Genomic DNA, 25,453 nt, shown 5'->3' with positions numbered 1-25,453 from the left:
GGTGGGCGCGATTGCCCTGAGAGGCAACTGTCGTGGACAGGTAAATCGCGGCTACACTGTTGGTACTTCCCTTCCCATCCCATGCGGCTGCCGACAGCACTCCTGCTCTTCTTCTTCCTGCTGCCGTGCGCTGCGCTGGCGCAGGGAGACTCGCGCATCACCTTCCTGGGCCGCCAGTTGGAGAAGGGGCGGGATCCGCGCGCGCGCTCACAGGCCGCGCTGGTGCTGGGCGCCACCGAGGATCCCGAAGCGGTGACGCCCCTGTGCGGCGGCCTCAAGGACCCCAGCGAGCTGGTGCGCGCGGCGGTGGCCAAGGGGCTCGGCGCGCTGCTGGAGCCCAAGGGGCTCGACTGCCTCCAGGCGGTGCAGGGGGAGGCGGACGCCACGGTGCAGGCGGCGGTGGCGGAGTCCATCAAGGCCATCAAGGCGTTCCAGGCGCGCCGGCCGCGCTTCTACGTGGCGCTGGACGCGCTGAAGGACAAGACGGGCACGGTGCCCGCGGACCTGGTGAAGGTGACGGAGGCGCGGTTCCGCTCCAAGCTGGTGCGGCGGGGCGCGATGATGGCGCCGGAGAAGGAGTCGAAGGCGGCGGCGAAGGGCGCGCTCAAGAAGCTGGGCGTGCACGGCTACCGCATCACGGCGGAGATCCAGGCGACGGCCAGTGGAGGCCTGCGCCTGGCCATCCTGTGCATGACGTACCCGGAGCAGTCCCTGATGGGACAGGTGGAAGTGAACGCCGCGGGGGCTCCGCCCGCGGACCTGTTGAAGGCCCTGATCCCCCGAGCCATCGAGGAAGCCGCCGCGACCTTCGACTGGAGCAGCGAGACATGATGACGACCACGGCCCAGGCCCCGACGAAGCGCCGCTGGCGCAACTTCCTGCTCGACGCGCCCTTCCAGCTGAAGCTCACCGGCTACATCGTCGGCGTGTCCCTGGTGCTGGCGGCGCTCCTGGGTATCTTCCTGGTGCGCGCGGCGAACACGCTGATGCACGAGACGGCGACGGCGGTGGACGCCCGCTCGCGCGCGGCGGAGGTGAGCCGCGAGCTGTCCGGGGCCACGCTCTCCAACGAGCTGATGGCCCACATGAACGACCCGGCGTTCGAGAAGCAGTTCCGCGAGCAGGCGCAGGCCATCGACGCCAAGTACGAGGAGGAGCGCACGGCCATCGTCGCGCAGCGCGCGGAGCTGGAGCGCCACCAGCACCTGACGTGGTGGGTGCTGGGCGGCTGCCTGGTGTCGTTCATCGTGGTGGTGGCGCTGGCGACCATCGTGGTGACGCACCGGCTGGCGGGCCCGCTCTTCCGCATCAAGCGCATGATGCGCGAGGTGGCCGAGGGCCGCCTGCACCCGCCGCAGCACGGCCTGCGCGAGGGCGACGAGCTGCAGGACGTCTTCGAGGCCGCGAGGGACATGACGCAGCGGCTGCGCACGCAGCAGGAGGAGGACGCGCGCGCGCTGGCGGAGGCCCTGGCCCAGGCGCGCACGAGCGGCGCCACGGGCCCCTGGGTGGACGAGCTGAGCGCCCTGGAGGCGCGCTACCGCGAGCGGCTGGCGCGGTAGCACCGACACCGCCCCGCAGCCCCGGCAGGAGTTCTTCAGCCGCTTCCCGCAGAGCGTGTTGAGCGTGGACAAGGCGAAGTGGGACACGCTGGCCCAGGGCGTGAAGAAGTCCAACCGCGACTTCCTCAAGCCGGGGAAGAAGAGCTCGAACGATTATTCGCGGATGGCCAATGCGCTGTACGCGAAGGCGTCAACGCAGGTGGGGAAGGTCAACACCCTGGTGAAGAGCTTCGCCGCCCGCCGGGCCTGCAAGTACCTGCTGCGGGAGAAGACGTATGACGGCTGGCACGTCGTCGTGAACTGGGCCGGCTACGCGTCCGCGCTCGCGAGCAAGGACGCCGCGCCGCTGACCGCGACCACGCCGCAAGCGCGCATCGTCGAGCTGCACTCCCGCCGGCTCTACCTGGCGGAGGACTACAAGTTCCATCGGCTGACGTGACGCCGCCGGGGGGGCGTGCCTCACACCCGCGCGGTGTCCGCGGTGAGCCCCATCTGCAACAGCTCGGAATGGAGCATCAGCCGCGCCTGCGCCCACGGCAGCGCGACGACGCGGTAGCCCGCGAGCGCCTGGAGCAGCAGGGGCCGGTAGCTGGCGTGCCCGGGGTCGGCGATGACGACGATGCCCCGGTCCGTGGTGGAGCGGATGAGCCGCCCGACGCCCTGGCGCAAGAGCAGCAGCGCGCGCGGCAGCCGGTACTGGAGGAAGCCCAGGTACTCGTTGCCCGCCTTCGCCAGCGGCTCCTCGCGCGCGGCCACCAGCGGCCGCGACGCCGGCTCCAGGGGCAGCTTGTCGATGAAGACGCACCCCACGCCGCGCCCGGGGATGTCCACGCCCTGCCAGAAGCTCTTGGTGCCCAGCAGCACCGTGCCCGTGTCACGCTCCTGCCGCGCCGCCAGCGAGCGCCCGTGTCCGCGCGACTGGCGCAGCACTTCAATCCCGTGCGGCTCCAGCCGCGCCTGCACCTCGCGCGACACGCGCTCCAGCCGCCGCGTGGAGGCGAACAGGCCCAGCACCCGCCCGCCCATCACCTGCGCCAGCCCGGAGATGCGCCCGGAGGCCCAGTCGATGAACGGCTCCTCGTGCGCGCGCGGCGCGTCCGTCACCAGCACCACCAGCGCCTGCTGCCCCAGGTGGAACGGCGAGGGCGCGCGCAGCAGGGGCGGCTTCAACCCCAGGCGCTTCAGCACGAAGGGCACGCCGTCCCCGGTGCCCAGCGTGGCGGACGCCATCACCAGCGCCCGCTTGTTCGCGGCGAAGTCCTTCGCCACGGACTCGGACACGTCCACCGGCTGCGCGCCCACGCTCCAGCGCGCCTTGCGAGGCTCCGCCCGCGCCGCGTAGCAGCGCTTCGGGTCCGCGTCCCCGGCCAGCTCTCCGGCCAGCACCGACAGCTCGCCCAGCTCCGTGGTGGCGCCGGCCAGCTCCCGCTCCAGCGAGGGCTGCTTCACCGCCAGCTCCGGCAGCGCCGCCAGGACGCGCACCGACAGCAGCGTGTGCACCCGCTGGAGCGCCGTGCGCACCGCGACCAGCCCCTCGCGCACGGGCTCCCAGGCGGGCAGGGCGCGCACCGCGTCCGTCACCCGCAGCTCCGGCGCATAGGCCGCGTCGTCCGCGTCCTCGCCGGGCATCGCCGCCGCGGGCTCGCAGAGGGCCGTCACCTGCTCGCCCAGCGCGCGCGCCTCCTGGAGCAGCACACGCAGGGCGTCGTCCACCTCGGACATCAGCACGCGGGACGCGTCCCGGCGCGCGGCGGCGAGCGCCCGGCGCAGCTCCGCGAAGAGGCCCCGGCGCCCGTCGCGCCCGTGCAGCCGCTCCGTGAGGCGCAGGAAGGCCAGGTCCGACAGCTCCACCGTGAGCGCCGTGGTGGCCACGTCCTCCAGCTCGTGCGCCTCGTCCAGCACCAGGTGGTCCAGGCGCCCGTAGCGCGCGGGCCACGCGAACGCGAGCGACTGGTTGATGACCAGCACGTCCGCCTCGCGCGCCTGCGCCACCGCCGAGTGGTAGAAGCACTTGTGGTGATGCGGGCACCGCTCGCCCAGCGTCGTCGCCGCCTCGGAGCGCACCGCCGGCACCAGCCCGTGCATCCCCGGGAAGCGCTCGCGGAACCAGTGGCTCAGCCGGTCCAGGTCCCCGTCCAGGCTGCGGCGCAGGTACGCGCGCACGTAGGCCCGGGGCGCCCGCGCCGCGTGGCTCATCCCCGGCTCCACGCGCGTGGCCTCCAGCGCGCGCCGGCGGCACAGGTAGTTCGTCTGCCCCTTGAGCAGCGCGTAGCCGAACGCGCCGCCCGTGGCCTGGTGCAGCCGGGGCAGGTCCTTCTCCAGGAGCTGGTCCTGGAGCGTCTTCGTGTGCGGCGCCACGCCCACCTTCAGCCCGTTGCGCGCCGCGAACAGCGCCGCGGGCGTGAGGTACGCCAGCGACTTGCCCGTGCCCGTGCCGGCCTCCACCGCCACCTGCCCGCCGTCCGACAGCGTGCGCGCCACCGCCTGCGCCATCTCCAACTGCGCGGGCCGGGACAGGAACCCGCCGCCCCGCTCCAGCGCGCCGCCGGGCCCCAGGAGCTGCGTCACCTCCTCCGGCCGCACCGGCAGCGGCGTCGCGTCCAGCTCGGGCTCCGGGGGCGGCCTGTCGCCGTTCGCGCGCTTGCGCTCGGGCCGCGCGCGCAGGAAGCCGCCCGTCGTCTCCAGGTTCAGCGGCGCCGGCGTCGCCCGGCATGCCTCCCACAGCCCCGAGAGCAGCTCCAGCAGCGGGCGGGCCTCCGCGTCCATCGCCAGGTCGCGAGCGTCCTCGTCGGACAGGGCCTCCAGCAGCGGCGTGGGCCCCAGCGCCGCGCGGGCCCGGGGGGCCATCGTGGCCAGCAGGTCCGCCACGTCCTCCGCGCGCCCGTCGCGCACGCAGCCGTCCAGCGCGTGCACCAGCACCGCGTGCACCGCGACGCAGTCATGGAGCGCGCGGTGCGGCTGCTGCGAGCCCAGCTTCGCCCACCGCATCAGCGACTCCAGCGAGTGGCTGGGCAGCTCCGGGTGCAGGTAGTGCATGAGCTCGCACGAGTCGAGCACCGGCACCCCCCCGAGCACGTCCGGCAGGAAGCCCTTCTCGAACGGGGCGTTGTGCGCCACCACCGTCCAGCCCTGGAGCCGCTCCCGCAGCCGGGCGCGCTCCGCGTCGAAGCGGGGCTGCCCGGCGAGCTGCGCGTCGGAGAGGCCGGTGAGCCGGCGGATGGTGAGGTTCAGCGGGCGTGACGCGGAATACAGCTGGGAGAAGCGATCCACCTCCCGGCCGTGCTCGAAGAAGAGGCACCCCACCTCGATGACCTCGTCCACGCGGGCGTCGAGCCCCGTCGTTTCGAGGTCCAGGAAGACGTGCCGGGTGAAGAGCTCCGAGCTGCCCATGCAGGCGCGCGAGCCTACCCGCCCGGACGGACAGCGCCAGTTAACGGAGCGGAGGCGCTACTGGACGAAGAAGCGGCCGGTGGTCTCTCCCGTCGGACACCCGTAGTGGAGCACCCCGGGCCGACGCGGCGTGAAGGCGACCTCCACCAGCGTGTCCAGCGGCAGCTTCACGTCGATGCCTTGGTCGGCGATGACCAGCGACGTGGCGCACGTCGCCTCCGTCCTGCGCGTCACCAGCAGCGTCACCGGCCGGTCCTTGTGGAGCAGGACCCGCGAGGAGGGCTCGAAGCCCTTCTCCGTGACGGACAGCTCCAGCATCAGGGTCCCGTTCACCACGTGCCCCTCTTCCTGGAGGGCCGTGTAGCCGTGGCCCTGGTGCGCGTCCGCTTCCGGCGCCTTCGCGGCGGGGGGCTCCTTCGAGCACGCCGGCTGCGTCGCCCCCGCGAGGACCGCCGCCACGGTGAGCACGAGGACGCGGAAGGAGGAGGGGCGCATGCGGAGGGCTCAGTCCACCACGAACGTGCCCGCGATCATCTTCCCCATCGCGCAGCCGTACCTCAGCGTCCCGGACTGGTTCGGCGTGAAGGTGATGTCCACCGGCGTGTTCAGGGGCAGCTTCGCGTCGATCTTGTACTCGTCCATCACCAGCTCGGTGGCGCACGTCAGGTCCGTCTTGCGCGTCACCACCAGCTTCACCGGCTCGCCCTTCTTGAGCTGCACCGGGGATGGCTCGAAGCCCTTCTCCGTCACGGCCAGGTCCACCACGTGCACGCCGTTCTCGCGCCGCCCCACCTCCTGCGCGCCCGGCGCCTTCGCGGCGGCCTCCTTCGTGCACGCCTGCTGGGAGGCCCCCGCGAGGATCGCCGCGGCGGTGAGCGCGAGCCAGGGCTTGATGATGCGGGAGAAGAAGGGGCGCATGGAGGGGCTCCGGGGAGGAAGGAAAAAGGGCGGCCCGCCCGTGAAGGCGAGGGCCGCCCGGAGGTAACGGCACCGCGCGCCGGTTTCAGCCCGCGGCGTCCGGCTTCGGCTCGGCGGCGTCGTCGGAGGCGGCCTCGGCCGGAGCCGGGGGCGCCTCGAAGCGCAGGAGCGCGTGCAGCGGGACGAACAGCTCGTGCCCCGGCTCCCCCAGCAGCACGTCGAAGCGGCCCACCCGCAGCAGCGGCGCCTCCACCGTGATGCCGTTGCGCAGCACCAGCTTCACCGTCTGCCCGATGTGCGGCAGGAACGGCCGCGGGTCCGAGTAGGGGCGCTTGTCCGGCTGCCGCGCCACCTGCGCCGGCTTCTGCGTCAGCTTCGCGTCGCGCTCCAGGTTCGGCATCAGCCGCTCCCAGTCACCCCTGCGCGCGATGAGCACCACCTGGAGCTTCTCCAGCCGGCCCGTGCGCTCGAAGGTGAAGGCGATGGCCTCCTCCGCCAGCAGCGTGTCCAGCAGCGACCGCTCCGCCAGCACCACCGACAGCTCGGTCTTCTGCTCGATGAAGGCGCCCAGGAAGTCCGCGACGAGCGAGTTGTCCACCTGGCCGCGCGCCTGCTTGATGGCCGCCTTGCGCTGGCTGCGCTCCTTGCGCGCCATGAACTCCTGCACCGTGAGCCCGCTCTGCAGGATGCCGAACGCATCCCCCAGCGACAGGCCCGGCGTCTGGCCCATCAGCTCGTACACCTGGTCGAAGCGCTTCGCCTCCTCGGCGTGCAGCTTGCGCCAGATGCGCGCCTTCATCTTCCCCTCCAGCTCACCCTTGGCGATGCGCGCGGGCACGTGCTCGCGCGTGGCCAGCGCCAGGATCTGCTCCGGCGTGGGCGGCGGACGTGGCGTGCTGGGGCGCGGCGCGAAGCGGCCCGGAGGCCCCCCCGCGCGCGCGGGTCCCCCCGCGCCGGGACCCCGGGGCGGCGGACGCGGCGCGCCCGGCGTGACCCCGGGGGCGGAAGGGCTGGACGGCCGGGGCGTCGCCGAGGGGGACGCCGTCGCCAGGCCCGCCGGGCTCGGCGCGGGGCGGGGCGAGGGGCCGGACACCCCCGCGGGCGCGAGGGGCGGGGCCGGCCGGGGCGCCGTGGGCGCGCCGCCCCGGGGCCGGGGCGGGGGCGCCCCCCCCGCGGTGGGGCGCGGCACGGGCGTCGCACGCGGCGCGCCTTCCGCGCTGGGGACCCCCGGGGCGGAGGGTGCCACCGGCGTGGGCCGGGGCGTGGGCCTCGGCGTGGGGGAGGGGGGGGCGGCCGAGGACGGAGTCACCGGGCCGGGCGTCGAGCCCGGTCTCCGGATGACTTCGACTGCGGGGGCCACCCGCCGTGTCTTCCTGTCGTTCACGGTTGTACGTTACCTGATGCGCGGGGTCCGGGCATGCCCGGGCTCACGGCTGGGGGGATGCTGCAAAGTCCACCTTCCACCCGGACGGTTCCCTCACCATCCGGACCTTGCCCGACCTTCCCGCCGAGCGCACGACCACGGTCGCCACGTCGCCCTCCTGCCGAAGCAGCGAAACCTCCTGAACATCCGGTGGCACCGGGACATTCGCGAAGAACAGCGCGAGCGGCTCCGGCTTCACCATGCCTCCCGACGCGTCGCTCACCTGCTGGGCCCGCGTCTTGAGCGCCTGCTGGGTCTGTTGTGACAGCCCCGCGTAGGCCTTGGGCAGCTCGCCGCGCTGCACGTGTCGGTGGAACGTCTGGTAGGCCCCCACGGGGGTGTCCGGCTGGAGCCGGTTGCAGCCGCCCAGGGCGAGGAGGGCGAACAGCAGCCAGGGCGTCATCGCGAGCGGGCGCATGGGGGCTCCGATTTAGGTCAAACCGCCGCCGTGGGGAAGCGTGAGGTACGTCACGCCGCGTGCTGGTGGACGCGGTTGCGCCCCGTCCCCTTGGCCGAATACAGGCTCGCGTCCGCCGCGCGCAGCAGGGCCTCCGTGCCTGGCAGGTCGTCCGCGGGCACCGTCGCCACGCCCAGGGACGCCGTCAGCCGCACCTCCTGCGACATTCCGTCCGGCGACTTCCACGTCAGCTCCAGCCGCTCGATGGCCTCGCGCACCCGCTCGCACGCCCGGAGCGCGTCCTGGGGGGCCGCCTCCGGCAGGAGGGCGATGAACTCCTCGCCGCCGTAGCGGGCCAGCAGGTCCACCTCCCGCAGCGTCGCGCGCGCCGTCTGCGCCACCGCGCGCAGGACCTCGTCCCCGAAAGGGTGGCCGAAGGTGTCGTTGATGCGCTTGAAGTGGTCGATGTCCAGCATCACCAGCGACAGGGGCGAGCGGTACCTTCGCGAGCGCATGAACTCCTCGCTCAGCCGCTCCTCGAAGTAGCGCCGGTTGAACAGGCCGGTGAGGGCGTCCGTGCGGCTGAGCGCGAGCAGCTCCTGGCGGCGGCGGTCCAGCTCGCGGTTGGCCCACTCCAGCTCGCGGTTCTTCTCCAGGAGCGCGTCCTGCAACGCCTTGAGCCGCAGCATGGACTTCACGCGCGCGCCCAGCTCCAGCATGTCGAAGGGCTTCACCAGGTAGTCATCCGCGCCCAGCTCCAGCCCCTCCACCTTGCCCGCCGCCTGCCGGGCCGTCATCAGGATGACCGGGATGAAGCCGAAGCCGCCCTCGCCCGCGTTCGCCTTGACGATGCGGCACACCTCCACGCCGCCCAGGCCCGGCATCTCCACGTCCATCACGATGAGGTCCGGCCTCCCCGCGCGGATGGCCGACAGCGCCTGCGCCCCGTCCAGCGCCTCCTTGAAGACGTAGCCGTGCGGGGCCAGGCCCTCGCGCACGTGGCGGATCTGCGCCGGATCATCATCCACGATGAGCACGGTGCGCCCGGAGAAGTCGTTCGCGGGGCCGCTTCGGCGCACGCCCTCCGGCATCCGTTTCCTTTCGGCTTCCGGCATGTGGCGCCCACCCCCCAACAGGATGCGGTCGTGGCCAACGTCACGAGTGTCCCCCGGCGCGGGGACCTCATGGGTGGATTCTCCTCCGGGTGAGGGGCGCTGCCAAGGGCCCTCTCGGGCCCCGACGTCCAGGGCCTGACACGCGCGCGCCGGACTACGGCGCGGGTTTCACCAGGCGTGCGCGGTAGACGGGTTCACCTGACGCCAAGTAGCGCCGCTCGCGGGTGGAGGGCACCTCCTCCGGGTCGTACGGGTGGAACACGCCCACGCCCAGCGGGTTGTGGAAGCCCGCCGCCTCCAGGATGCCCAGCATGGCCACCGCGCGGTCCTGCACGTCGGTGCGCATGTCGAAGCGGCCGCCGGGCTTGAGCAGCCCCAGCATCACCTTCGCGAACTCCGGCTGCACGACCGCCCGCTTGGCGTGCGAGCGCTTCCACCACGGGTCGGGGAACTGCAGGTGGATGACGTCCAGCGACCCGGGCGCGAAGATGCGCGGCACCACGAAGCGCGCGTCGGACTCGATGACGCGCAGGTTCTTCATGCCCGCCTTGTCCGCGCGCGCCTGCGTGTCGCGCGCGTACTTCTTGCGCCACTCGAAGGCCACGAAGCGCACGCCCGGGTTCCTGCGGCAGTACTCCAGCGCGTGCCCGCCCGCCCCGGAGCCGATCTCCAGCTCCAGCGGCCCCGTGAAGCCGAACTCCGCGTCCCAGTCCGGGGGCGCATCCAGGGGGACGAACTTGAGGCCGACCGGATCAGGGAGCAGGGCTGGGCGCATGGCGGGAGCGGGGCGCCTCTAACCATGGAGCCGCGTGGGTTGGCCAGGGCAAAAGCGCGCGGGGTGCTATACGGAGGGGCATGAAGGTCTTCCAGTCCGTGACCGAGGCGGGCCGCCAGCTCCAGGGGCAGGCCCTCGCGCTGGGCAACTTCGACGGCGTGCACGTGGGCCACCAGGCCCTCTTCGCCGAGGCGCTGCGCCACGCCCCCGCGAACGCGCTCACCTTCCAGCCCCACCCGGGCAAGGTGCTCCAGCCGGACCTGGCGCCCAAGCTCATCACCCTCCTGCCGCGCAAGCTGGAGCTGCTCTCCGAGTGCGGCCTGTCCCACGTGGTGGTGCAGTCCTTCACCCGCGACTACGCGCGCAACTCGCCGGGGGACTTCGAGGCCGCCCTCTTCGACGGCCTGGGCGTGGGGCACGTCGTCGTGGGCAGCGACTACACCTACGGCGCCCAGCGCGCCGGCACCGTCGCCACGCTGCGCGACGCCGCGGCGAAGCGGGGCGCCCGGGTGCACGTGGTGCAGGCGGTGAACGTGGACGGCGTCGTCGCGTCCTCGTCGCGGATCCGCGAGTACATCCTGGAGGGCCGGGTGGGCGCCGCCCGGCGCCTGCTCGGCCGCCCGTTCGACCTGGACGGCACGGTGGTGTCCGGCGCGGGCCGGGGGCGCACCATCGGCTTCCCCACCGCCAACGTGGACACGCAGAACGAGCTGCGGCCCGCGCCCGGCGTGTACGCCATCCGCGTGCGCCTCCTGTCCGAGGCGGACGGGCCGTGGCGCCCGGGGGCGGCCAACATCGGCGTGAAGCCCACCTTTGGTGGCACGGAGGTCACCATCGAGGCGCACCTGCTGGACTTCACGGGCGACCTCTACGGAGAGGAGCTGCGGGTGCAGTTCCTGGAGCGGCTGCGGCCCGAGCAGCGCTTCGGCTCCGCCGCCGAGCTGGTGGGTCAAATCAAACGCGACGTGGAGGCCGCCCGCACCGTGGTGGCGCGCGGCGACGGGTAGGGCCCGGCGCGCCCTCCGGAGAGGGGGCGCCGGTCAGCGAGGGAGCACGCGAGGGCGCCTTGACAGGCCGCGCGTCGGTTTCCTCTAATCCGGGAGGATCCGTGCCAGGGCTTCAGGCCCCTGCCGCACGGCTTCCAGTTCCCCCGCGGGTCCCGCCGACAGCCGGGGCTCTGGCTGTTCCCTCCTCACGCTCAAAGAGGCATCCCAGAAATGTCCGGTCGACTCGGTGAATTGCTGGTGCGCGAGAACCTCATCTCCGTCCAGCAACTCCGCAAGGCGCAGGAGGAGCAGCAGAAGAGCGGCGCGCGCATCGGCACGGCGCTCATCAAGACGGGCGCCATCGAGGAGTCGAAGCTCACCGACTTCCTGTCCAAGCAGTACGGCGTCCCGGCCATCAACCTGAAGGACTTCGACATTGATCCGGACATCATCAAGCTCGTGCCCAAGGAAGTGGCCGAGAAGCACCTGGTGATCCCGGTCAACCGCGCGGGCCCGTCCCTCATCGTGGCCATGTGCGACCCGTCCAACATCTTCGCGGTGGACGACCTGAAGTTCCTCACCGGCTACAACATCGAAGCCGTCGTCGCGTCGGAGATCTCCATCCGCGAGTCCATCGAGCGCTACTACGCGGAGAAGGGCCCCTCGCTGGAGGACATCGTCGGCGACGTGGGGGACGACATCGAGGTCGCCAAGGAGGAGCAGGAGAACCTGGATGAGATGGCCAAGGCCGCGGACGACGCGCCCGTGGTCAAGCTGGTGAACCTCATCCTCATGGACGCCATCAAGAAGCGCGCGTCCGACATCCACATCGAGCCGTACGAGAAGGACTTCCGGGTCCGCTTCCGCATCGACGGCGTGATGTACGAGGTGATGCGCCCGCCCATGAAGCTGCGCAACGCCATCACCAGCCGTCTGAAGATCATGGCGTCGCTGGACATCTCCGAGCGGCGCCTGCCGCAGGACGGCCGCATCAAGATCAAGATCGGCGGCGGCAAGGAGATGGACTTCCGCGTGAGCGTGTGCCCCACGCTCTTCGGCGAGAAGGTCGTCATGCGCTTGCTCGACAAGAGCAACCTGCAGCTGGACATGACGAAGCTGGGCTTCGACGCCGAGCCCCTGGCCTGGTTCAAGGAGGCCATCGACCGGCCCTACGGCATGGTGCTGGTGACGGGCCCCACGGGCTCCGGCAAGACGACGACGCTGTACTCCGCGCTCTCCAGCCTCAACGACGTGGGCACCAACATCTGCACCGCGGAGGACCCGGTCGAGTTCAACTTCGCCGGCATCAACCAGGTGCAGATGCACGACGACATCGGCCTGAACTTCGCGGCCGCCCTGCGCTCCTTCCTCCGCCAGGACCCCGACATCATCATGATCGGTGAGATCCGCGACTTCGAGACGGCGGAGATCGGCGTGAAGGCGGCGCTCACCGGCCACCTGGTGCTCTCCACGCTGCACACCAACGACGCCCCGGGCACGGTCAGCCGCCTGCTCAACATGGGCATCGAGCCGTTCCTCGTGACGGCGTCGCTCAACCTCATCCTCGCCCAGCGTCTGGCGCGCCGCCTGTGCCCGGCCTGCAAGCGCCCCGCGGAGAAGGTGGACGAGCAGGCCCTCATCGACGCGGGCATCCCGCCGGACAGGATGGGCACCTTCACCATGTACGAGAAGGTCGGCTGCCGCGACTGCAACGACCGCGGCTACCGCGGCCGCGTGGCCATCTATGAGGTCATGCCCTTCTGGGATGGCCTCAAGGAACTGGTCATCAACGGCGCCTCCGCCGCGGAGCTCAAGCAGGAGGCCATCCGCCTGGGCATGAGCAGCCTGCGCATGAGCGCGCTCAAGAAGCTCATGGACGGCATGACCACCCTGGAAGAGGTCGTGGGCAACACCGCGCCGGACCGCTTCTAGTCACCCCCTTCCTCCACCCCACCTCTCCCCGACAGGACACGCATCCGTGGCCAACCTGCACCAGCTCCTCAAGGCGATGGTCGAGAAGGGCTCTTCCGACCTCCACATCACCACCGGCTCGCCGCCACAGCTCCGCGTGGACGGTGAGCTCGTCCCGCTCAAGACGGCGCCGCTCACGCCCGTGGAGACCAAGCAGCTCTGCTACTCCATCCTCACGGACGCCCAGAAGCACAAGTTCGAGGAGGAGAACGAGCTGGACCTGTCGTTCGGCGTGAAGGGCCTGTCGCGCTTCCGCGCGAACATCTTCATGCAGCGCGGCGCGGTGGCCGGCGCCTTCCGCACCATTCCCTTCAAGATCCTGACCTTCCAGGAGCTGGGCCTGCCGCCGGTGGTGGCGGAGCTGGTGAAGAAGCCGCGCGGCCTCATCCTGGTGACGGGCCCCACGGGCTCCGGCAAGTCCACCACGCTGGCCTCGATGATCGACAAGATCAACACCGAGCGTCATGAGCACATCATGACCATCGAGGACCCCATCGAGTACCTGCACCCGCACAAGAACTGCCTGGTGAACCAGCGCGAGGTGGGCGCGGACACGCGCAACTTCAAGACGGCGCTCAAGTACATCCTCCGCCAGGACCCGGACGTGGTGCTCGTCGGCGAGTTGCGCGACCTGGAGACCATCGAGGCGGCGCTCACCATCGCGGAGACGGGCCACATCTGCTACGCGACGCTGCACACCAACAGCGCGGTGCAGACCATCAACCGCATCCTGGACGTGTTCCCGCCGTACCAGCAGCCCCAGGTGCGCGCGCAGCTGTCCTTCGTGCTGGAGGGCGTGATGAGCCAGGCGCTCGTCGCCAAGCAGGGCGCTCCGGGCCGCGTGCTGGCCCTGGAGGTCATGGTGCCCAACCCCGCCATCCGGAACCTCATCCGCGAGGACAAGGTCCACCAGATCTACTCCTCCATGCAGGTGGGCCAGGCGAAGTACGGCATGCAGACGTTCAACCAGGCGCTCGCCGCGCTCCTGGCGCGCCGGCTCATCTCCCAGGACGAGGCCTTTGGCCGTTCCTCCGACCCGGAGGAGCTGCGCAACATCCTCGCCACGGGCGGCGCGCCGGGCGGCGCCCAGCGGCCGGCCGGGGGAGCGGGTGCCCGTTAGTTTTGGGGCATGAAAATCACAGGTTAGACTCCTCGCCCTCCCCGGAGGTCCCGTCATGGCAGCACCGGCAGTGCAGCAGAAGGCGACAGCGTCCAAGAAGAGCACGGCCCAGTTCCTCTGGGAGGCGAAGACCAAGAGCGGGGAGAACAAGAAGGGCGAGATGGAGGCCTCGGACATCGAGGCCGTCAACGCCCGCCTGAAGTCCCTGGGGCTCAACCCGACGAAGGTGCGCAAGAAGGGCGCCCTCGACATGGAGCTGTCCCTGCCGGGCCTGCAAGGGGTCACCGGCAAGGACATCCTCATCTTCACCCGTCAGTTCGCGACGATGATCGACGCGGGCCTGCCGCTGGTGCAGTGCCTGGACATCCTCGCCAGCCAGATGGACAACCTCGCCTTCAAGAAGGTGGTGTTCGCCATCAAGGGCAAGGTGGAGCAGGGCTCCACCTTCGCGGACGCGCTCAAGGAACACCCCAAGGTCTTCGACGAGCTCTACGTGCAGCTGTGCGCCGCGGGCGAGGTGGGCGGTATCCTCGACACCATCCTCAACCGGCTCGCCGCCTACCGTGAGAAGAGCGAGAAGCTCAAGGCGAAGGTCAAGGGCGCCATGACCTACCCGTCGGTGGTCATCCTGGTGGCCATCGGCGTGACGGCGCTCCTCCTGCTCAAGGTGACGCCCGTCTTCGAGAAGATGTTCTCGGACTTCGGCTCGGCGCTGCCGGGCCCCACGCAGGTGGTGGTGGACCTGTCGAAGCTCGCGCAGGCGTACTTCATCCACGCCGTCGTGGGCATCGCCGCGGTCGTCTTCGCCTTCAGCTGGAGCTACAAGCAGCCCAAGGGCCGTAAGTTCTGGGACAAGACGTTCCTCAAGCTGCCCCTGTTCGGCGACGTCCTGCGCAAGGTGGCGGTGGCGCGCTTCACGCGCACGCTGGGCACGATGATCTCCTCCGGCGTGCCCATCCTGGACGCGCTGGACGTGACGGCGAAGACGGCCGGCAACCGCACGGTGGAGGAGGCCATCTACTACGTGCGCGGGAAGATCGCCGAGGGCAAGAACATCGCGGGCCCGCTCCTGGAGACCAAGGTGTTCCCGTCCATGGTGGTGCAGATGATTGGCGTCGGCGAGGCGACGGGCGCCATGGACACCATGCTCAACAAGATCGCCGACTTCTACGACGACGAAGTGGACACGGCCATCGGCGCGCTGACGTCGATGATCGAACCGCTGCTGATGGTGTTCCTCGGCGGCGTGGTGGGTGGCTTCCTCATCGCCATGTACCTGCCCATCTTCAACCTTGCCGGCGCGATCAAGTAGCGCACGCCCGGGTCGTTCCCTCTCAGGCCTGGCGCCGGGGCTGGGCCCCCGCCTGGTGTGGTTGGTGCTGTTCCGCACCGTCGCGGCGAGCCTGTCGCTCATCGTGACGGTGGCCCGGCTCCTGACGCAGCCCGCGCAGGAGCCCAGCCGGGCGGACTCGCTGTCGTTCATGGTCATCGCGGGGGCGTACGTCCTGACGGTGGTGACGGGCCTGCGGCTGCGCCGGGGCACCGCGGGGCGGCTGGACGCCATGGTGACGGTGGGGGGCGACGTGCTCATCGCCACCGGGCTCGTCTACCTGAGCGGCGGCGCGGACTCGCCGCTGACGTTCCTCTACAGCCTGGCCGTGATTGGCGCGGCGGTGGTGCTGGACTGGCGGGGCGCGCTGCTGGCCGCGGCCGTGTCCACGTTCGCGTTCACCGCGCTCCTGCTCGTCATGCGGCTCACCACGCCCATGGGCAGCATCATGGCGTCGCCCTCGCGGGTGCTCTTCGTGCTGGGCAGCAACGCGCTGGCGCTGGTGCTCATTGCGGTCCTGTCCGGCTACCTGTCGCGCCAGCTGTCCGCGACGGGCGGCGCGCTGTCCCAGAGCGAGGCGGACCTGCGCCGGCTGGGGCGGCTCCAGCAGCTCATCCTGTCCTCCATGCCGTCGGGGCTCGTCACCTGCGACGTCCATCGGCGCGTCACCTTCCTCAACACCGCGGGCAGCGGCATCCTCCAGGAGGACGCCCTCGCGTGCGTAGGGCAGCCACTGGAGAAGCTGCTGCCGGGCGTGTCCGCGCTGGCGCCGCGCTCCATCCGGAGCGAGCTGCCAGTGCAGACAGCGGGCGGCAAGCGGGTGCTGGGCTTGTCGGTGTCGCCCCTGGAGGGTGAAGCGGGCGCGCTGCTCATCGTCTTCCAGGACCTCACCGACATGCGGCGCATGGAGGAAGACCTGAAGCGCACGGACCGGCTGGCGAGCCTGGGCACGCTCTCCGCGCAGCTCGCGCACGAGCTGCGCAACCCGCTGGCCTCCATGCGCGGCTCCGCGCAGCTGCTGGCCCAGGAGCAGTCGCAGGACGCGGTGGTGCAGCGGCTCACCGGCATCCTCATGCGTGAGTCGGACCGGCTGGCGCGGCTGGTGGAGGACTTCCTGCGCTTTGCCCGCCCGCCCCAGCCGCAGCGGCGCCCGGTGGAGCTGGACACGCTGGTCTCCGAGACGGTGGACATGCTGCGAGCGGACCCCCTCACGCGCGAGGTGACCTTGGAGGTGCGGGTGCCCCAGCCATTGACGGCGCCGGTGGATCCGGATCAGCTGCGCCAGGTGCTCATCAACCTGGTGCGCAACGGCTGTCAGGCGGCGGGGGGGCGGGGCACGGTGCGCGTGGCCCTGTCGCGGGCGGACCAGGAAGCGCAGATTCGAGTCTGGGACTCGGCCGGCAGCATCACGGAGGAGATGATGGGACACCTGTTCGAACCGTTCTTCACCACCCGGAGCGGTGGCACCGGGCTGGGCCTGTCCACCGCGCACTCCATCATCCGCGCGCACGGCGGTACCATCCGCGTGACGTCGCACCCGGCCGAAGGCACCGAATTCCTGGTGGGGCTGCCGCTGTGAGCGCGCTCCATGAGGGGGGGCCGCGCGGCCATGTGCTGGTGGTGGACGACGAGCTGTCCATGCGCGAGTACCTCGAAATCCTGCTCGTGCGTGAGGGCTACGCGGTGACGAGCGTGCCCGGCGTGGAGCCCGCCCGCGCCGTGCTGGAGAAGGACCCGGTGGACCTAGTCATCTCCGACATGAAGCTGGGCCCGGCGGGCAGCGGCCTGGACGTGCTCCGCGCGGCGCGCGCGCTCAAGGAGCCGCCGGAGGTGGTGCTCATCACCGCCTTCGGCACGCCGTCCTCCGCGGTGGAGGCCATGCGCGAGGGCGCGTACGACTACATCTGCAAGCCCTTCGACAACGAGGAGCTTCGCCTGCTGGTGCACAAGGCGCTGGAGAAGCGCGCCCTGCGCCAGGAGAACAGCACGCTGAAGGCGCGGCTGCTGCCCGGGCTGGGCGGGCTGCTGGTGGGTACCAGCCCCCGCATGCGCGCCCTGTGGCAGATGGTGGAGAAGGTGGCGCCGGGGCGCAGCACGGTGCTGGTGACGGGAGAGAGCGGTACCGGCAAGGAGCTGGTGGCGCGGGCCATCCACCTGCGGGGACACCGCGCGACGCAGCCCTTCCTGCCCTTCAACTGCGCGGCCCTCAACGAGGGCGTGCTGGAGAGCGAGCTCTTCGGCCACGTGCGCGGGGCCTTCACCGGCGCCACGCACGAGCGGCCGGGCCTGCTCGTCTCCGCGGGCGAGGGCACGGTGATGCTGGACGAGGTGGGGGAGATGCCCCTCTCCACGCAGGTGAAGCTGTTGCGCGTGCTGCAGGAGCGCAAGGTGAAGCCGGTGGGCAGCGCGGCGGAGATACCCTTCCAGGCGCGCGTCATCGCGGCCACCAACCGCCGGCTGGAGGCGGAGGTGAAGGCGGGTCGCTTCCGCGAGGACCTCTTCTACCGGCTGAACGTCATCACGCTGGAGCTGCCCCCCTTGCGCGAGCGCTCCGAGGACATCCCGCACCTGGCGGTGTACTTCCTGTCCCGCCTGTCGGAGGAGCTGGGGCGCCCGGGGCTGCGCTTCGCGCCGGAGACGCTGGCGCTGATGGAGCGCTACGCGTTCCCGGGCAACGTGCGCCAGCTGCAGAACATGGTGGAGCGCGCGGCCACGCTGTCGGACTCGGACGTGCTTTCGCCCGCGACGCTGCCGCCCTCGGTGCGCGGTGAGGCGGAGCCGCAGGCCCGCCCGGGCGACAGCGGCGAGCCGGTGCTGGGACAGGGCTTCAACCTGGAGCGGCACCTGGACGACCACGAGCGCCGGCACCTGCTGGCCGCGCTCAAGCAGGCGCAAGGGGTGAAGACGCGCGCCGCGGAGCTGTTGGGGCTGTCGTTCCGCTCCTTCCGCTACCGGCTGGCGAAGCACGGCCTCACGGAGGAGCTGGACGAGCCGACGCCCCGGGCCTGAAGCCAGGGGTCGCCGTGCTTCTCGTCAGCGGAAGTCGCGCCGCTCGAAGATGACGGTGGCCAGGGCGATGAGCACGCCCGCCCACGCGACGCTGTAGGCCGCGCCGGACAGGAAGGTACTGGCGTCCACTGGCAGCGCGTAGGTGGCCTGCGGACGGAAGTTCACCCGCTCCAGGTTGGGCAGCGCGTAATAGATGGTCTTGCCCAGCACCTGGATGAACGTGCTCTCCGAGCGGCTGGCGATGGCGTAGAGGTCGCCCGTCAGGTGCCCGGTGAAGTACAGGCCCGTGGTGGCGATGGCCGACACCGCCGGGCCCGCGAAGCTGGAGAAGAGGATTCCCACGCTGCTGATGACGAGCAGCTCGAACCACAGCCCCGCGCTCGCCAGCAGCTGCGTGGAGGTGATCGACGCGCCGAACATCAGCAGTTGACTGAGGAAGACGAGCGTCATCGCCACCAGCAGCGCCCCCAGCGTCAGCATGGTGCCGGCCAGCCGCGCCAGCAGGAACTGCGTGCGGGACACGGGCTTGCTCACCACCAGGAAGATGGTGCGCCGCTCGATTTCGCGGCTGAGCAGGCTGCTCGACAGGAACACCGCCAGGAAGATGAGGATGATGCTCATCATCCCCAGGCCGAAATCCGTCAGCACGCGGTCGAACGTGGTGACCGTCACCTCCGTCACCAGCGTGGAGGACAGCAGCACCACCGCGGCGAACACGCCCACCACCACCGTCACCCGGTTGCGGCGCGCCTCGCGAAAGCCATTCCACATCATCGCGCTGAAGGCGCTCATGTATTGATCTCCCCGCCCACGGTGGACGCGCGCCCGGACTCCTTGAGCGCGTTCATGAACAGTTGCTCCAGCGAGAACCGCGCTGGCTGCACCTGGTTCACCCGGCCTCCGGCGCCCAGCACGCCGCTCAAGAGCCGCTGGGTGTCCACGTCCGACACCTGGAGCAGCACGCGGCCATCGAGCGCCTGGAGCGACTCCAGGGGAACGCCCAGCCCCTTCACGGCGTCCGGCGCCATGCCCTCCACCACGACCTCCACGGTGGGTACCTGCGCGGACACCAGCTCCCGGACGCTGCCTTCGCGCACCAGCCGTCCGCCCACCAGCACCGCCAGCCGGTCGCACAGCGACTCGACGTCCGGGATGATGTGGCTGCAGAAGAGGACCGTGGTGCCCTTCTCCCGCTCCGCCAGGATGAGGTCGCGCATCTGGCGGCGGCCCAGCGGATCCAACCCGCTCGTCGGCTCATCCAGGATGAGCAGTTTCGGCCGGCTCACGAGCGCCTGGGCCAACGCCACGCGCTGCACCATGCCCTTGGAGTAGCGGCGGATCTGCAGCTTCTCCGCGCCCGCCATCTCCACCGCGCCCAGGACCTCCTTGACGCGCACGTCCAGCTCGTGGCCGCTCAGGCCCGCGAGCTGTCCGGCCAGCGTCACGAATTCCCGGCCCGTCAGGTACTCGTACGGGGCGGGGTTCTCCGGCAGGAAGCCCACCAGCCGCCGGGTGGAGGACTCATCCACCGGCTGGCCGAAGATGCGCGCGACCCCGCTGCTGGGGCGCACCAGGTTCATCAAGATCTTGATGGTGGTGGACTTGCCCGCGCCGTTGGGGCCGAGCAGGCCGTAGATCTGCCCGGCCCCCACCTGGAGGTCCAGCGACTGCAAGGCGCGCACGGTGCGGTTGAACCAGAAGCCGACCTTGTAGGTCTTGGCGAGCCCCTGGGCCAGGATGGGAGGGGCGTCAGGATGGGGAGTCGTCATGGCGCTTGGGTCGTCCGGGGCTTGGGCAGGATGCGTTCACCACTCTCGGTTCTCTCATCCTGGATGAGCTCCAGCCGGAACTTGGAGGCGTTGGAGTAGGCCCGGCCGTCCTCGCCCAGGAAGAACTCTCCGCCCAGCGGATCCGCGGGAAGCACTCGCAGGTCGCCCGCGGTCACCAGCGCGGGCAGCGTGTCGGGCAGGCGTCCCTCGCGAGCGCGGTAGCGGGCGATGGCCGCATCGATGCCCCGGAGAACGCGCTCCTGCTGGATCTCCTTGATGCGCTGCTCGTAGAAGGCGCGTGATTCCTCGTCCTCAGCGCTGTCTCGCAGCGCGAGGGTCAACGACATGCTCGCGTCGAAGTCACCAGACTGCGCGTACAGCCGCGTCGCGAGCGCGGCGAAGTAGGGCGGGGCACCCTCCCACCGGGACATCTCCTGGATGAGGTCCGCGGCTTCCTTGTACTTCTGCTCGAAGAACATCAGGTTGTACGCGAGCTGGAAGGTCAGGGGCTGGTCGTGCGGCACGTTCGCCACGCCCTTGCGCAACAGGGCCGTGGACTCCGCCGTGTTCAGGTAGCCGCCCTTGCCTGTGAAGACGGGGATGGTGAGGCCTCCGTAGAGGTATGCCTGCCGGAACTTCGGATCCAGGTCCGTCACCAGCTCCGCGTAGTCGGAGACGTGGAGGTAGTCCTCCGCTCGCACCGCGCTGCCAATGCGGTTGAGCATGAGGATCCAGAAGTAGTCCGTCACCAGGCCCTTCTGCGCGGTGAACAGTGCCTTGAGCAGGTCAGGGCGGGGGAGCAGGGGACCGCCACCTTGTCTGCGCGAGGGGATGGGCGGCGTGGACAGGAGGGCTACCAGCAGCAGTCCCGGAAAGAATCCCAGCAGGGGCAGCTTTCGCATGGCCTCTCGAAACGACAACGGGACGCCCGAAATGCCCGGGCGCCCCGTTGATTGTGCCATGTCGAGCCGCTTCAGTGAATCAAATGAAGCGAGCCTGGCAGGCTTGCACGGCGTGCAGCGAATTACGTGCCGCAGCTCACATCATTGTACGCGTTGGAGGGCTCGCCAGCGACCAGGTTCAGGCCGTTCGGCGTGTTCTCGTCGATGCCGCAGGGGTTCTGGAGGATGGCCTCACCGGCGGTGGTGCTGGACGTGATGCCCCACGTGTCACCCTCGGGATCGTTGTCGATGTTGCCGATCGCCGAGGCGTTGAAGTAGCAGTTCGGGCAGTCCGCGAGGGTGGGGTTCACGCCCACCCCGTTGACGGCGTCCGAGGCGGTCGGCGCCGTGGGGAACTTCAGCGCGTCCTGGCCGATGCAGCCGGCGGTGGCGCCAGCGCGACGCGCCGCAGGGGTCGCGTCGACGGCGACGGAGCAGTTCGTGGCCATGCCGTAGCTGTAGCGGTTGCCGGCCTCGGGATCAAAGCCGATGACCGTGAAGTTCACCTGGTACTTGTCCTTCTCACCGAAGTACGCCTTCTGGGCCGTGAAGATGGCCTTCAGGTTCGTCTTCGCCTCCGACTGCTTGGACTTCGCCTGGAAGCGGATGAAGTTGGGGATGGCGATGGCGGCCAGGATGCCGATGATGGCGACCACGATCATCAGCTCGATGAGGGTGAAGCCACCCTTCTTCCGGACGAGACGGTTCATCATGTTTAGGGACTCCGCGGTGGGCAGAGGGGGGTTGAACGACGTGTGAACTCTTAGCATGAAGAGTGCCAGTTCGAACATTCCCGCCAACCACCCGGATTCCCACAACCGCTCGTCCGGGCCGGGGATGGAGCCGCCGGAGCCCTGCCAATTTTTGTCACCGGCGCTGACGGTTTTCGTCGTCCATCGCGCAGTCGCCAGCGGTGGAGGCGGCGGGTAGGATTCCGGGCTCCGTGACGTTCACCTACGCGCCGGGCTGGGCCGAGCCCCTCTTCATCCTCTTCCTGTTCATCCTCGGCCTGTGCATCGGCTCCTTCCTCAATGTCGTCATCGCGCGGGTGCCGGAAGGGCTGAGCATCGTGCGGCCCGGCTCCCGCTGCCCGAAGTGCGGGCACGTACTCTCCTGGTACGAGAACATCCCCGTCCTGTCGTGGCTGGGGCTGCGCGGCAGGTGCCGCGGCTGCGGGGCGCCCATCTCCCCGCGCTACGTCCTGGTGGAGCTGCTCACGGGGCTGTTGTTCCTCGCGTGCCTCAAGCGCTTTGACTGGACATACGCGCTGGTGCCCGCGCTGGTGCTCGTGTTCCTCCTGGTGCCGCTCACCTTCATCGACCTGGAACATTGGATCCTCCCGTTCTCTCTGACGGTGCCGGGCATCATCGCGGGCGTGCTGCTGGCGATCCCCCGGGGCGCAGGCGCGGTGTGGCAGGCGGTGCTGGGCGCGGCGGTGGGGTTCCTGAGCTTCCGCCTCATGGAGTACGTGGGCTGGCGCGCGTTCAAGCGCGAGGCGCTGGGCGGGGGGGACAAGTTCCTCGTCGCGCTCCTGGGGGCGTTCCTCGGCTGGCACTCGCTGCTGGGTATCCTCTTCTTCTCGTCGCTGCAGGGCTCCATCGTGGGAGTGGCGCTGCTCGCGCTCACCGGCAGGGCGGGGCCGCGCGGCGCTCCGGAAGCAGAAGCCCCCGCGCAACCGCCGCCTCCCCAGGACCCCCAGTCGGATACGTCCCTCACCCCGGCGCCCGAGGTCCCGGCGGCTCCGACGGAGCCTTTGGCTGACGAAGAGGAGCCTGAGTCCACGATGACTTGGGACTTCACGAAGCCCGGTGTGCCGCTGTGGAAGCGGGTGGTGCTCGTCCCCTGGTGCCTGCTGTTCCAGCCCATCCCGGACGCGCCGGTGGATGAAGAGGGGGAAGAAGAGGAATGGGTCCCGGGGCCCACCAACATCCCCTTCGGCCCGTGGCTGGCGCTCGCGGGGCTGGAGGTGATGCTCCTGGGGCCGTGGCTCATGCGCGTGCTGCCCGTGGACGTGGCGCTGATGCTCGGGGGGACGCGGTGAGGGGCCTGCCGCCGGTGCGCGGATGAAGTGGCGCATCGCCAGCGTGGCGTTCCTGCTGGGCTCGCTGTCCACGGGCCTGTCATGGCTGACGCTACAGCCGGTGCTCATCCGCCTCCTGGACATGGCGCGCCGGCTGGCGCTGCCGGGGTCGCTGGACACCGAGGGGCTCGCGCGGATCCGCGCCTTCCTGCCGCTGGCGCTGGGGTTGGACCTGCTGGTGCTGACGCTCCTGGCGTACGGGGTACTGGACCTGGCGGTGGGCCGGCCCCTGCGCGCCATGGAGAAGTCCGTGGAGCAGCTGGGCCGGCTGCAACTGGACGTGCCCCTCTCCGGGCAGGGCGGCCCGTTCCTGTCTCGCATCCAGCGCGAGCTCCAGCGCATGGCGGAGGCGCTGCGCCAGGAGCAGGCCCTCACGCGCTCGCAGCTGGAGGCGTTGCGGGACGCGAACGCCCGGCTCGCGCGGGCGCAGACGGAGCTGGTCGCCTCCGAGCGCCTGGCCACGGTGGGAAAGCTGGCCGCGGGCGTGGCGCACGAGGTGGGCAACCCCCTGGCGGGCATCCTGGGCTACCTCTCCCTGGCGCGCTCGAAGGCGCAGGGGCCGGAGCTGAAGGACTTCCTGGAGCGCATCGACCACGAGGTGCTGCGCATCGACCGCATCGTGCGAGGGCTCTTGGACCTGGGCCGTCCGGCCAGCGCGCAGCCGGGGCCGGTGGACGTGGGGCAGGTGGTGGAGACGTGCGTGCGGCTGGTGCGCGCCGGGCCGGAGCTGGACCGGGTGGACGTCACCCTGGAACTGGCGCCCGGTCTGCTGGCTCGCGCGGATCCAGGCCCCCTGTCGCAGATCCTCATCAACCTGCTGCTCAACGCCGCCCAGGCGATGGGGGGCGAGGGCCGCGTGCGCGTCTCCACCCGGCGCGAGGACGCGTCCGTCCTGGTGGAGGTGGAGGACAGCGGCCCGGGCCTGTCGCCGGAGGTGCGCGCGCACCTCTTCGAGCCATTCTTCACCACCAAGGGCCGGCAGGGCACGGGCCTGGGACTCGCGGTGTCCCTGAACCTGGCCCAGGGCATGGGCGGCCGGCTGGACGCCAGCGACAGCGCGGGCAGTGGGGCGCGCTTCCGGCTGGCCCTGCCCGCGGCCTGACGGCGGGGCCGGACGGCATATGATGGGCGTCCCCCATGCCCCTCTTCCGCACCGTCCTCGTCGCCGACGACGAGCCGTCCATCCGCCACATCCTCACCCTGGTGCTCTCCGACAAGGGCTACGAGGTGCGCGCCGTCGCCGATGGTGACGAGGCCCTGCGCGAGCTGTCCGCCCGCGCCTACGACGTCCTCATCACGGACGTGCGCATGCCGCGGCGGGACGGCCTGTCCGTGCTCAGGGCGGCGCTCGTGGACCATCCCGGGCTCACCGTGGTGGTGATGAGCGCGTACGGCTCCCAGGAGCAGGCGCTGGAGGCGGTGCAGGCGGGCGCCTACGACTACGTCCAGAAGCCCTTCAAGCCGGAGGAGATCGTCCTCGTCCTGCGCAAGGCGGAGGAGCGCGAACGGCTGGTCCGCGAGAACCGCCGGCTCCACGAGGCGCGGCTGCCCGGCGCTTCCGGGGGGCACATCCTGGGGCAGAGCGCCGCGCTCCAGGCGGTGCTCAAGCAGGTGGCGCGCGTGGCGCCCGTGGACACCACGGTGCTCATCTCCGGCGAGAGCGGCACCGGCAAGGAGCTCATCGCGCGCGAGCTGCACGGCCAGAGCCGCCGCGCCGCCATGCCCTTCGTCGCGGTCAACTGCGGCGCCATCCCCCACGGGCTCCTGGAGAGCGAGCTGTTCGGTCACGCGAAGGGCGCCTTCACCGACGCGCGCACCGCCCGCCGCGGCCTGTTCGCGGAGGCCGACGGCGGCACGCTCTTCCTCGATGAAGTGGGGGAGCTGCCCCTGGGCGCGCAGGTGAAGCTCCTGCGCGTGCTGCAGGAGGGCGAAATCCGCCCGGTGGGCGAGAGCCGCGTGGAGCGCGTGGACGTGCGCGTGGTGGCCGCCACGCTGCGCGACCTGGGCAAGCTGGTGGAGAAGGGCGACTTCCGCGAGGACCTCTACTACCGCCTCAACGTCCTGAACCTCACCCTGCCGCCCCTGCGCGAGCGCCGCGAGGACATCCCGCTGCTCGCCCGCGCCTTCCTCCAGCGCTTCAACCGCGACCTGAACCGTGATCCGCCGTTGGAGGGCTTCACCCCTGAGGCCGCGGCCCTGCTGACGGCCTACGCCTGGCCCGGCAACGTGCGCGAGCTGGAGAACGCCATGGAGCGCGCCGTGCTGCTTTCGGAGGGCGTCCTCGTCGAGCCGGGCAGCCTGCCGGAGAAGCTGTGGGCGGCTTCCGCACCCGCTCCGGCCGGGACAGCCGCGCCGCTACAGGCCGGTGGCGACCTGTCGCTCAAGCGCGCCATCCGGGAGCTGGAGGAGTCCTACATCCGGGCGGCCCTGCGGCGCACGAAGGGCAACCGCACCCGGGCGGCGGAGGTGCTGGACATCAGCCACCGGGCGCTCCTCTACAAGATAAAGGAGTACGGCATCGACCCGGACGCGGAAGGGGCTCGGAGCTGAGGGCAGGGGAGCGGGTGGCGGGCAACCTCCCAGATTCCTCCACGGACATTTGACGGAACGCGGCTGGGGCCGGAAAATCGGGCCTCCGCGAAGGTGGGTCCGGGGGCGCGGTCGTGG

General features: G+C 70.8%; 23 protein-coding genes. 12 read left to right on the top strand and 11 right to left on the bottom strand.

Annotated elements, in window-relative coordinates:
• Positions 1 to 81 precede the first annotated feature (81 nt).
• From U8525_RS21565 to U8525_RS21555, 3 genes are all read left to right on the top strand, one after another.
• A complete protein-coding gene (locus tag U8525_RS21565; RefSeq protein ID WP_374268173.1) occupies positions 82 to 831 on the top strand; it encodes a HEAT repeat domain-containing protein in 750 nt (249 codons plus the stop codon).
• Positions 828 to 1,562 carry a signal protein gene (locus tag U8525_RS21560; protein WP_374268172.1) on the top strand — a complete coding sequence of 245 codons (735 nt, stop codon included), beginning with the start codon at positions 828 to 830 and terminating at the stop codon, positions 1,560 to 1,562. The genes U8525_RS21565 and U8525_RS21560 overlap by 4 nt, the downstream gene beginning before the upstream one ends.
• A 64-nt stretch (positions 1,563 to 1,626) precedes the next feature.
• Positions 1,627 to 2,001 carry a hypothetical protein gene (locus U8525_RS21555; RefSeq protein WP_374268171.1) on the top strand — a complete coding sequence of 125 codons (375 nt, stop codon included), beginning with the start codon at positions 1,627 to 1,629 and terminating at the stop codon, positions 1,999 to 2,001.
• A 20-nt stretch (positions 2,002 to 2,021) separates the two neighbouring features.
• Here U8525_RS21555 and U8525_RS21550 read toward each other — a convergent pair whose 3' ends face one another.
• The 7 genes from U8525_RS21550 to U8525_RS21520 all read right to left on the bottom strand — a co-directional run bounded on the left by U8525_RS21550 (position 2,022) and on the right by U8525_RS21520 (position 9,580).
• Positions 2,022 to 4,952, bottom strand: coding sequence for a helicase C-terminal domain-containing protein (locus U8525_RS21550; RefSeq protein ID WP_374268170.1), 2,931 nt, complete (start codon positions 4,950 to 4,952; stop codon positions 2,022 to 2,024).
• A gap of 57 nt (positions 4,953 to 5,009) precedes the next feature.
• Positions 5,010 to 5,447 (bottom strand): copper transporter, encoded by a 438-nt coding sequence (locus U8525_RS21545; RefSeq protein WP_374268169.1) that lies wholly within the window; start codon positions 5,445 to 5,447, stop codon positions 5,010 to 5,012.
• A 9-nt stretch (positions 5,448 to 5,456) separates the two neighbouring features.
• The gene (locus U8525_RS21540) at positions 5,457 to 5,870 is read right to left on the bottom strand and encodes a cupredoxin domain-containing protein (protein ID WP_374268168.1); all 414 of its coding nucleotides are present in this window, start codon (positions 5,868 to 5,870) and stop codon (positions 5,457 to 5,459) included.
• A gap of 85 nt (positions 5,871 to 5,955) precedes the next feature.
• On the bottom strand, positions 5,956 to 7,059 hold the full coding sequence (locus tag U8525_RS21535; RefSeq protein WP_374268167.1) for a hypothetical protein: 1,104 nt from the start codon (positions 7,057 to 7,059) through the stop codon (positions 5,956 to 5,958).
• 238 nt (positions 7,060 to 7,297) lie between these two features.
• Positions 7,298 to 7,711, bottom strand: a complete 414-nt coding sequence (locus U8525_RS21530) for a hypothetical protein (RefSeq protein WP_374268166.1) — start codon at positions 7,709 to 7,711, stop codon at positions 7,298 to 7,300.
• A gap of 50 nt (positions 7,712 to 7,761) precedes the next feature.
• Positions 7,762 to 8,805 (bottom strand): diguanylate cyclase, encoded by a 1,044-nt coding sequence (locus U8525_RS21525; RefSeq protein WP_374268165.1) that lies wholly within the window; start codon positions 8,803 to 8,805, stop codon positions 7,762 to 7,764.
• 154 nt (positions 8,806 to 8,959) lie between these two features.
• A complete protein-coding gene (locus U8525_RS21520; protein ID WP_374268164.1) occupies positions 8,960 to 9,580 on the bottom strand; it encodes a tRNA (guanosine(46)-N(7))-methyltransferase TrmB in 621 nt (206 codons plus the stop codon).
• Between the two features lie 80 nt (positions 9,581 to 9,660).
• Between U8525_RS21520 and U8525_RS21515 the strand changes: the two genes are divergently transcribed.
• From U8525_RS21515 to U8525_RS21490, 6 genes are all read left to right on the top strand, one after another.
• Positions 9,661 to 10,587 (top strand): bifunctional riboflavin kinase/FAD synthetase, encoded by a 927-nt coding sequence (locus tag U8525_RS21515; protein ID WP_374268163.1) that lies wholly within the window; start codon positions 9,661 to 9,663, stop codon positions 10,585 to 10,587.
• A 210-nt stretch (positions 10,588 to 10,797) separates the two neighbouring features.
• A complete protein-coding gene (pilB, locus tag U8525_RS21510) occupies positions 10,798 to 12,498 on the top strand; it encodes a type IV-A pilus assembly ATPase PilB (protein WP_374268162.1) in 1,701 nt (566 codons plus the stop codon).
• Between the two features lie 46 nt (positions 12,499 to 12,544).
• Entirely contained in the window at positions 12,545 to 13,657 is a 1,113-nt protein-coding gene (locus U8525_RS21505; RefSeq protein WP_223636833.1) for a type IV pilus twitching motility protein PilT, read from the top strand.
• Between the two features lie 55 nt (positions 13,658 to 13,712).
• The gene (locus tag U8525_RS21500; protein ID WP_374268161.1) at positions 13,713 to 14,969 is read left to right on the top strand and encodes a type II secretion system F family protein; all 1,257 of its coding nucleotides are present in this window, start codon (positions 13,713 to 13,715) and stop codon (positions 14,967 to 14,969) included.
• 61 nt (positions 14,970 to 15,030) lie between these two features.
• Positions 15,031 to 16,566, top strand: a complete 1,536-nt coding sequence (locus tag U8525_RS21495; protein WP_374268218.1) for a nitrogen regulation protein NR(II) — start codon at positions 15,031 to 15,033, stop codon at positions 16,564 to 16,566.
• Complete coding sequence (locus U8525_RS21490; RefSeq protein WP_374268160.1) at positions 16,563 to 17,996, top strand: sigma-54-dependent transcriptional regulator; 1,434 nt, start codon at positions 16,563 to 16,565, stop codon at positions 17,994 to 17,996. The genes U8525_RS21495 and U8525_RS21490 overlap by 4 nt, the downstream gene beginning before the upstream one ends.
• A gap of 24 nt (positions 17,997 to 18,020) precedes the next feature.
• Here the strand turns inward: U8525_RS21490 and U8525_RS21485 are convergent, their stop codons facing one another.
• From U8525_RS21485 to U8525_RS21470, 4 genes are all read right to left on the bottom strand, one after another.
• Positions 18,021 to 18,788: an ABC transporter permease gene (locus U8525_RS21485; RefSeq protein ID WP_374268159.1), complete on the bottom strand. Its 768-nt coding sequence runs from the start codon at positions 18,786 to 18,788 to the stop codon at positions 18,021 to 18,023.
• Positions 18,785 to 19,765 carry an ABC transporter ATP-binding protein gene (locus U8525_RS21480; RefSeq protein ID WP_374268158.1) on the bottom strand — a complete coding sequence of 327 codons (981 nt, stop codon included), beginning with the start codon at positions 19,763 to 19,765 and terminating at the stop codon, positions 18,785 to 18,787. Before U8525_RS21480 ends, U8525_RS21485 begins: the two co-directional genes overlap by 4 nt.
• Positions 19,762 to 20,667, bottom strand: a complete 906-nt coding sequence (locus U8525_RS21475; protein WP_374268157.1) for a pilus assembly protein PilG — start codon at positions 20,665 to 20,667, stop codon at positions 19,762 to 19,764. Before U8525_RS21475 ends, U8525_RS21480 begins: the two co-directional genes overlap by 4 nt.
• A 122-nt stretch (positions 20,668 to 20,789) precedes the next feature.
• The gene (locus U8525_RS21470; protein WP_374268217.1) at positions 20,790 to 21,416 is read right to left on the bottom strand and encodes a prepilin-type N-terminal cleavage/methylation domain-containing protein; all 627 of its coding nucleotides are present in this window, start codon (positions 21,414 to 21,416) and stop codon (positions 20,790 to 20,792) included.
• Positions 21,417 to 21,649: 233 nt separating this feature from the next.
• Here U8525_RS21470 and U8525_RS21465 point away from each other — a divergent pair, with 233 nt between their 5' ends.
• From U8525_RS21465 to U8525_RS21455, 3 genes are read left to right on the top strand one after another with little or no spacing between them, the layout of a single operon-like run.
• The gene (locus U8525_RS21465) at positions 21,650 to 22,747 is read left to right on the top strand and encodes an A24 family peptidase (RefSeq protein WP_374268156.1); all 1,098 of its coding nucleotides are present in this window, start codon (positions 21,650 to 21,652) and stop codon (positions 22,745 to 22,747) included.
• Positions 22,748 to 22,769: 22 nt separating this feature from the next.
• Positions 22,770 to 23,888, top strand: a complete 1,119-nt coding sequence (locus U8525_RS21460; protein WP_374268155.1) for a sensor histidine kinase — start codon at positions 22,770 to 22,772, stop codon at positions 23,886 to 23,888.
• A gap of 35 nt (positions 23,889 to 23,923) precedes the next feature.
• On the top strand, positions 23,924 to 25,336 hold the full coding sequence (locus U8525_RS21455) for a sigma-54-dependent transcriptional regulator (protein WP_374268154.1): 1,413 nt from the start codon (positions 23,924 to 23,926) through the stop codon (positions 25,334 to 25,336).
• The last annotated feature ends 117 nt before the right edge of the window (positions 25,337 to 25,453 follow it).

Source organism: Corallococcus sp. RDP092CA (assembly GCF_041903675.1).
In the GTDB taxonomy this organism is placed as follows: domain Bacteria; phylum Myxococcota; class Myxococcia; order Myxococcales; family Myxococcaceae; genus Corallococcus.
The sequence above is the reverse complement of the archived record's forward strand: the minus strand, read 5'-3'. Positions and strand labels throughout refer to the sequence as shown.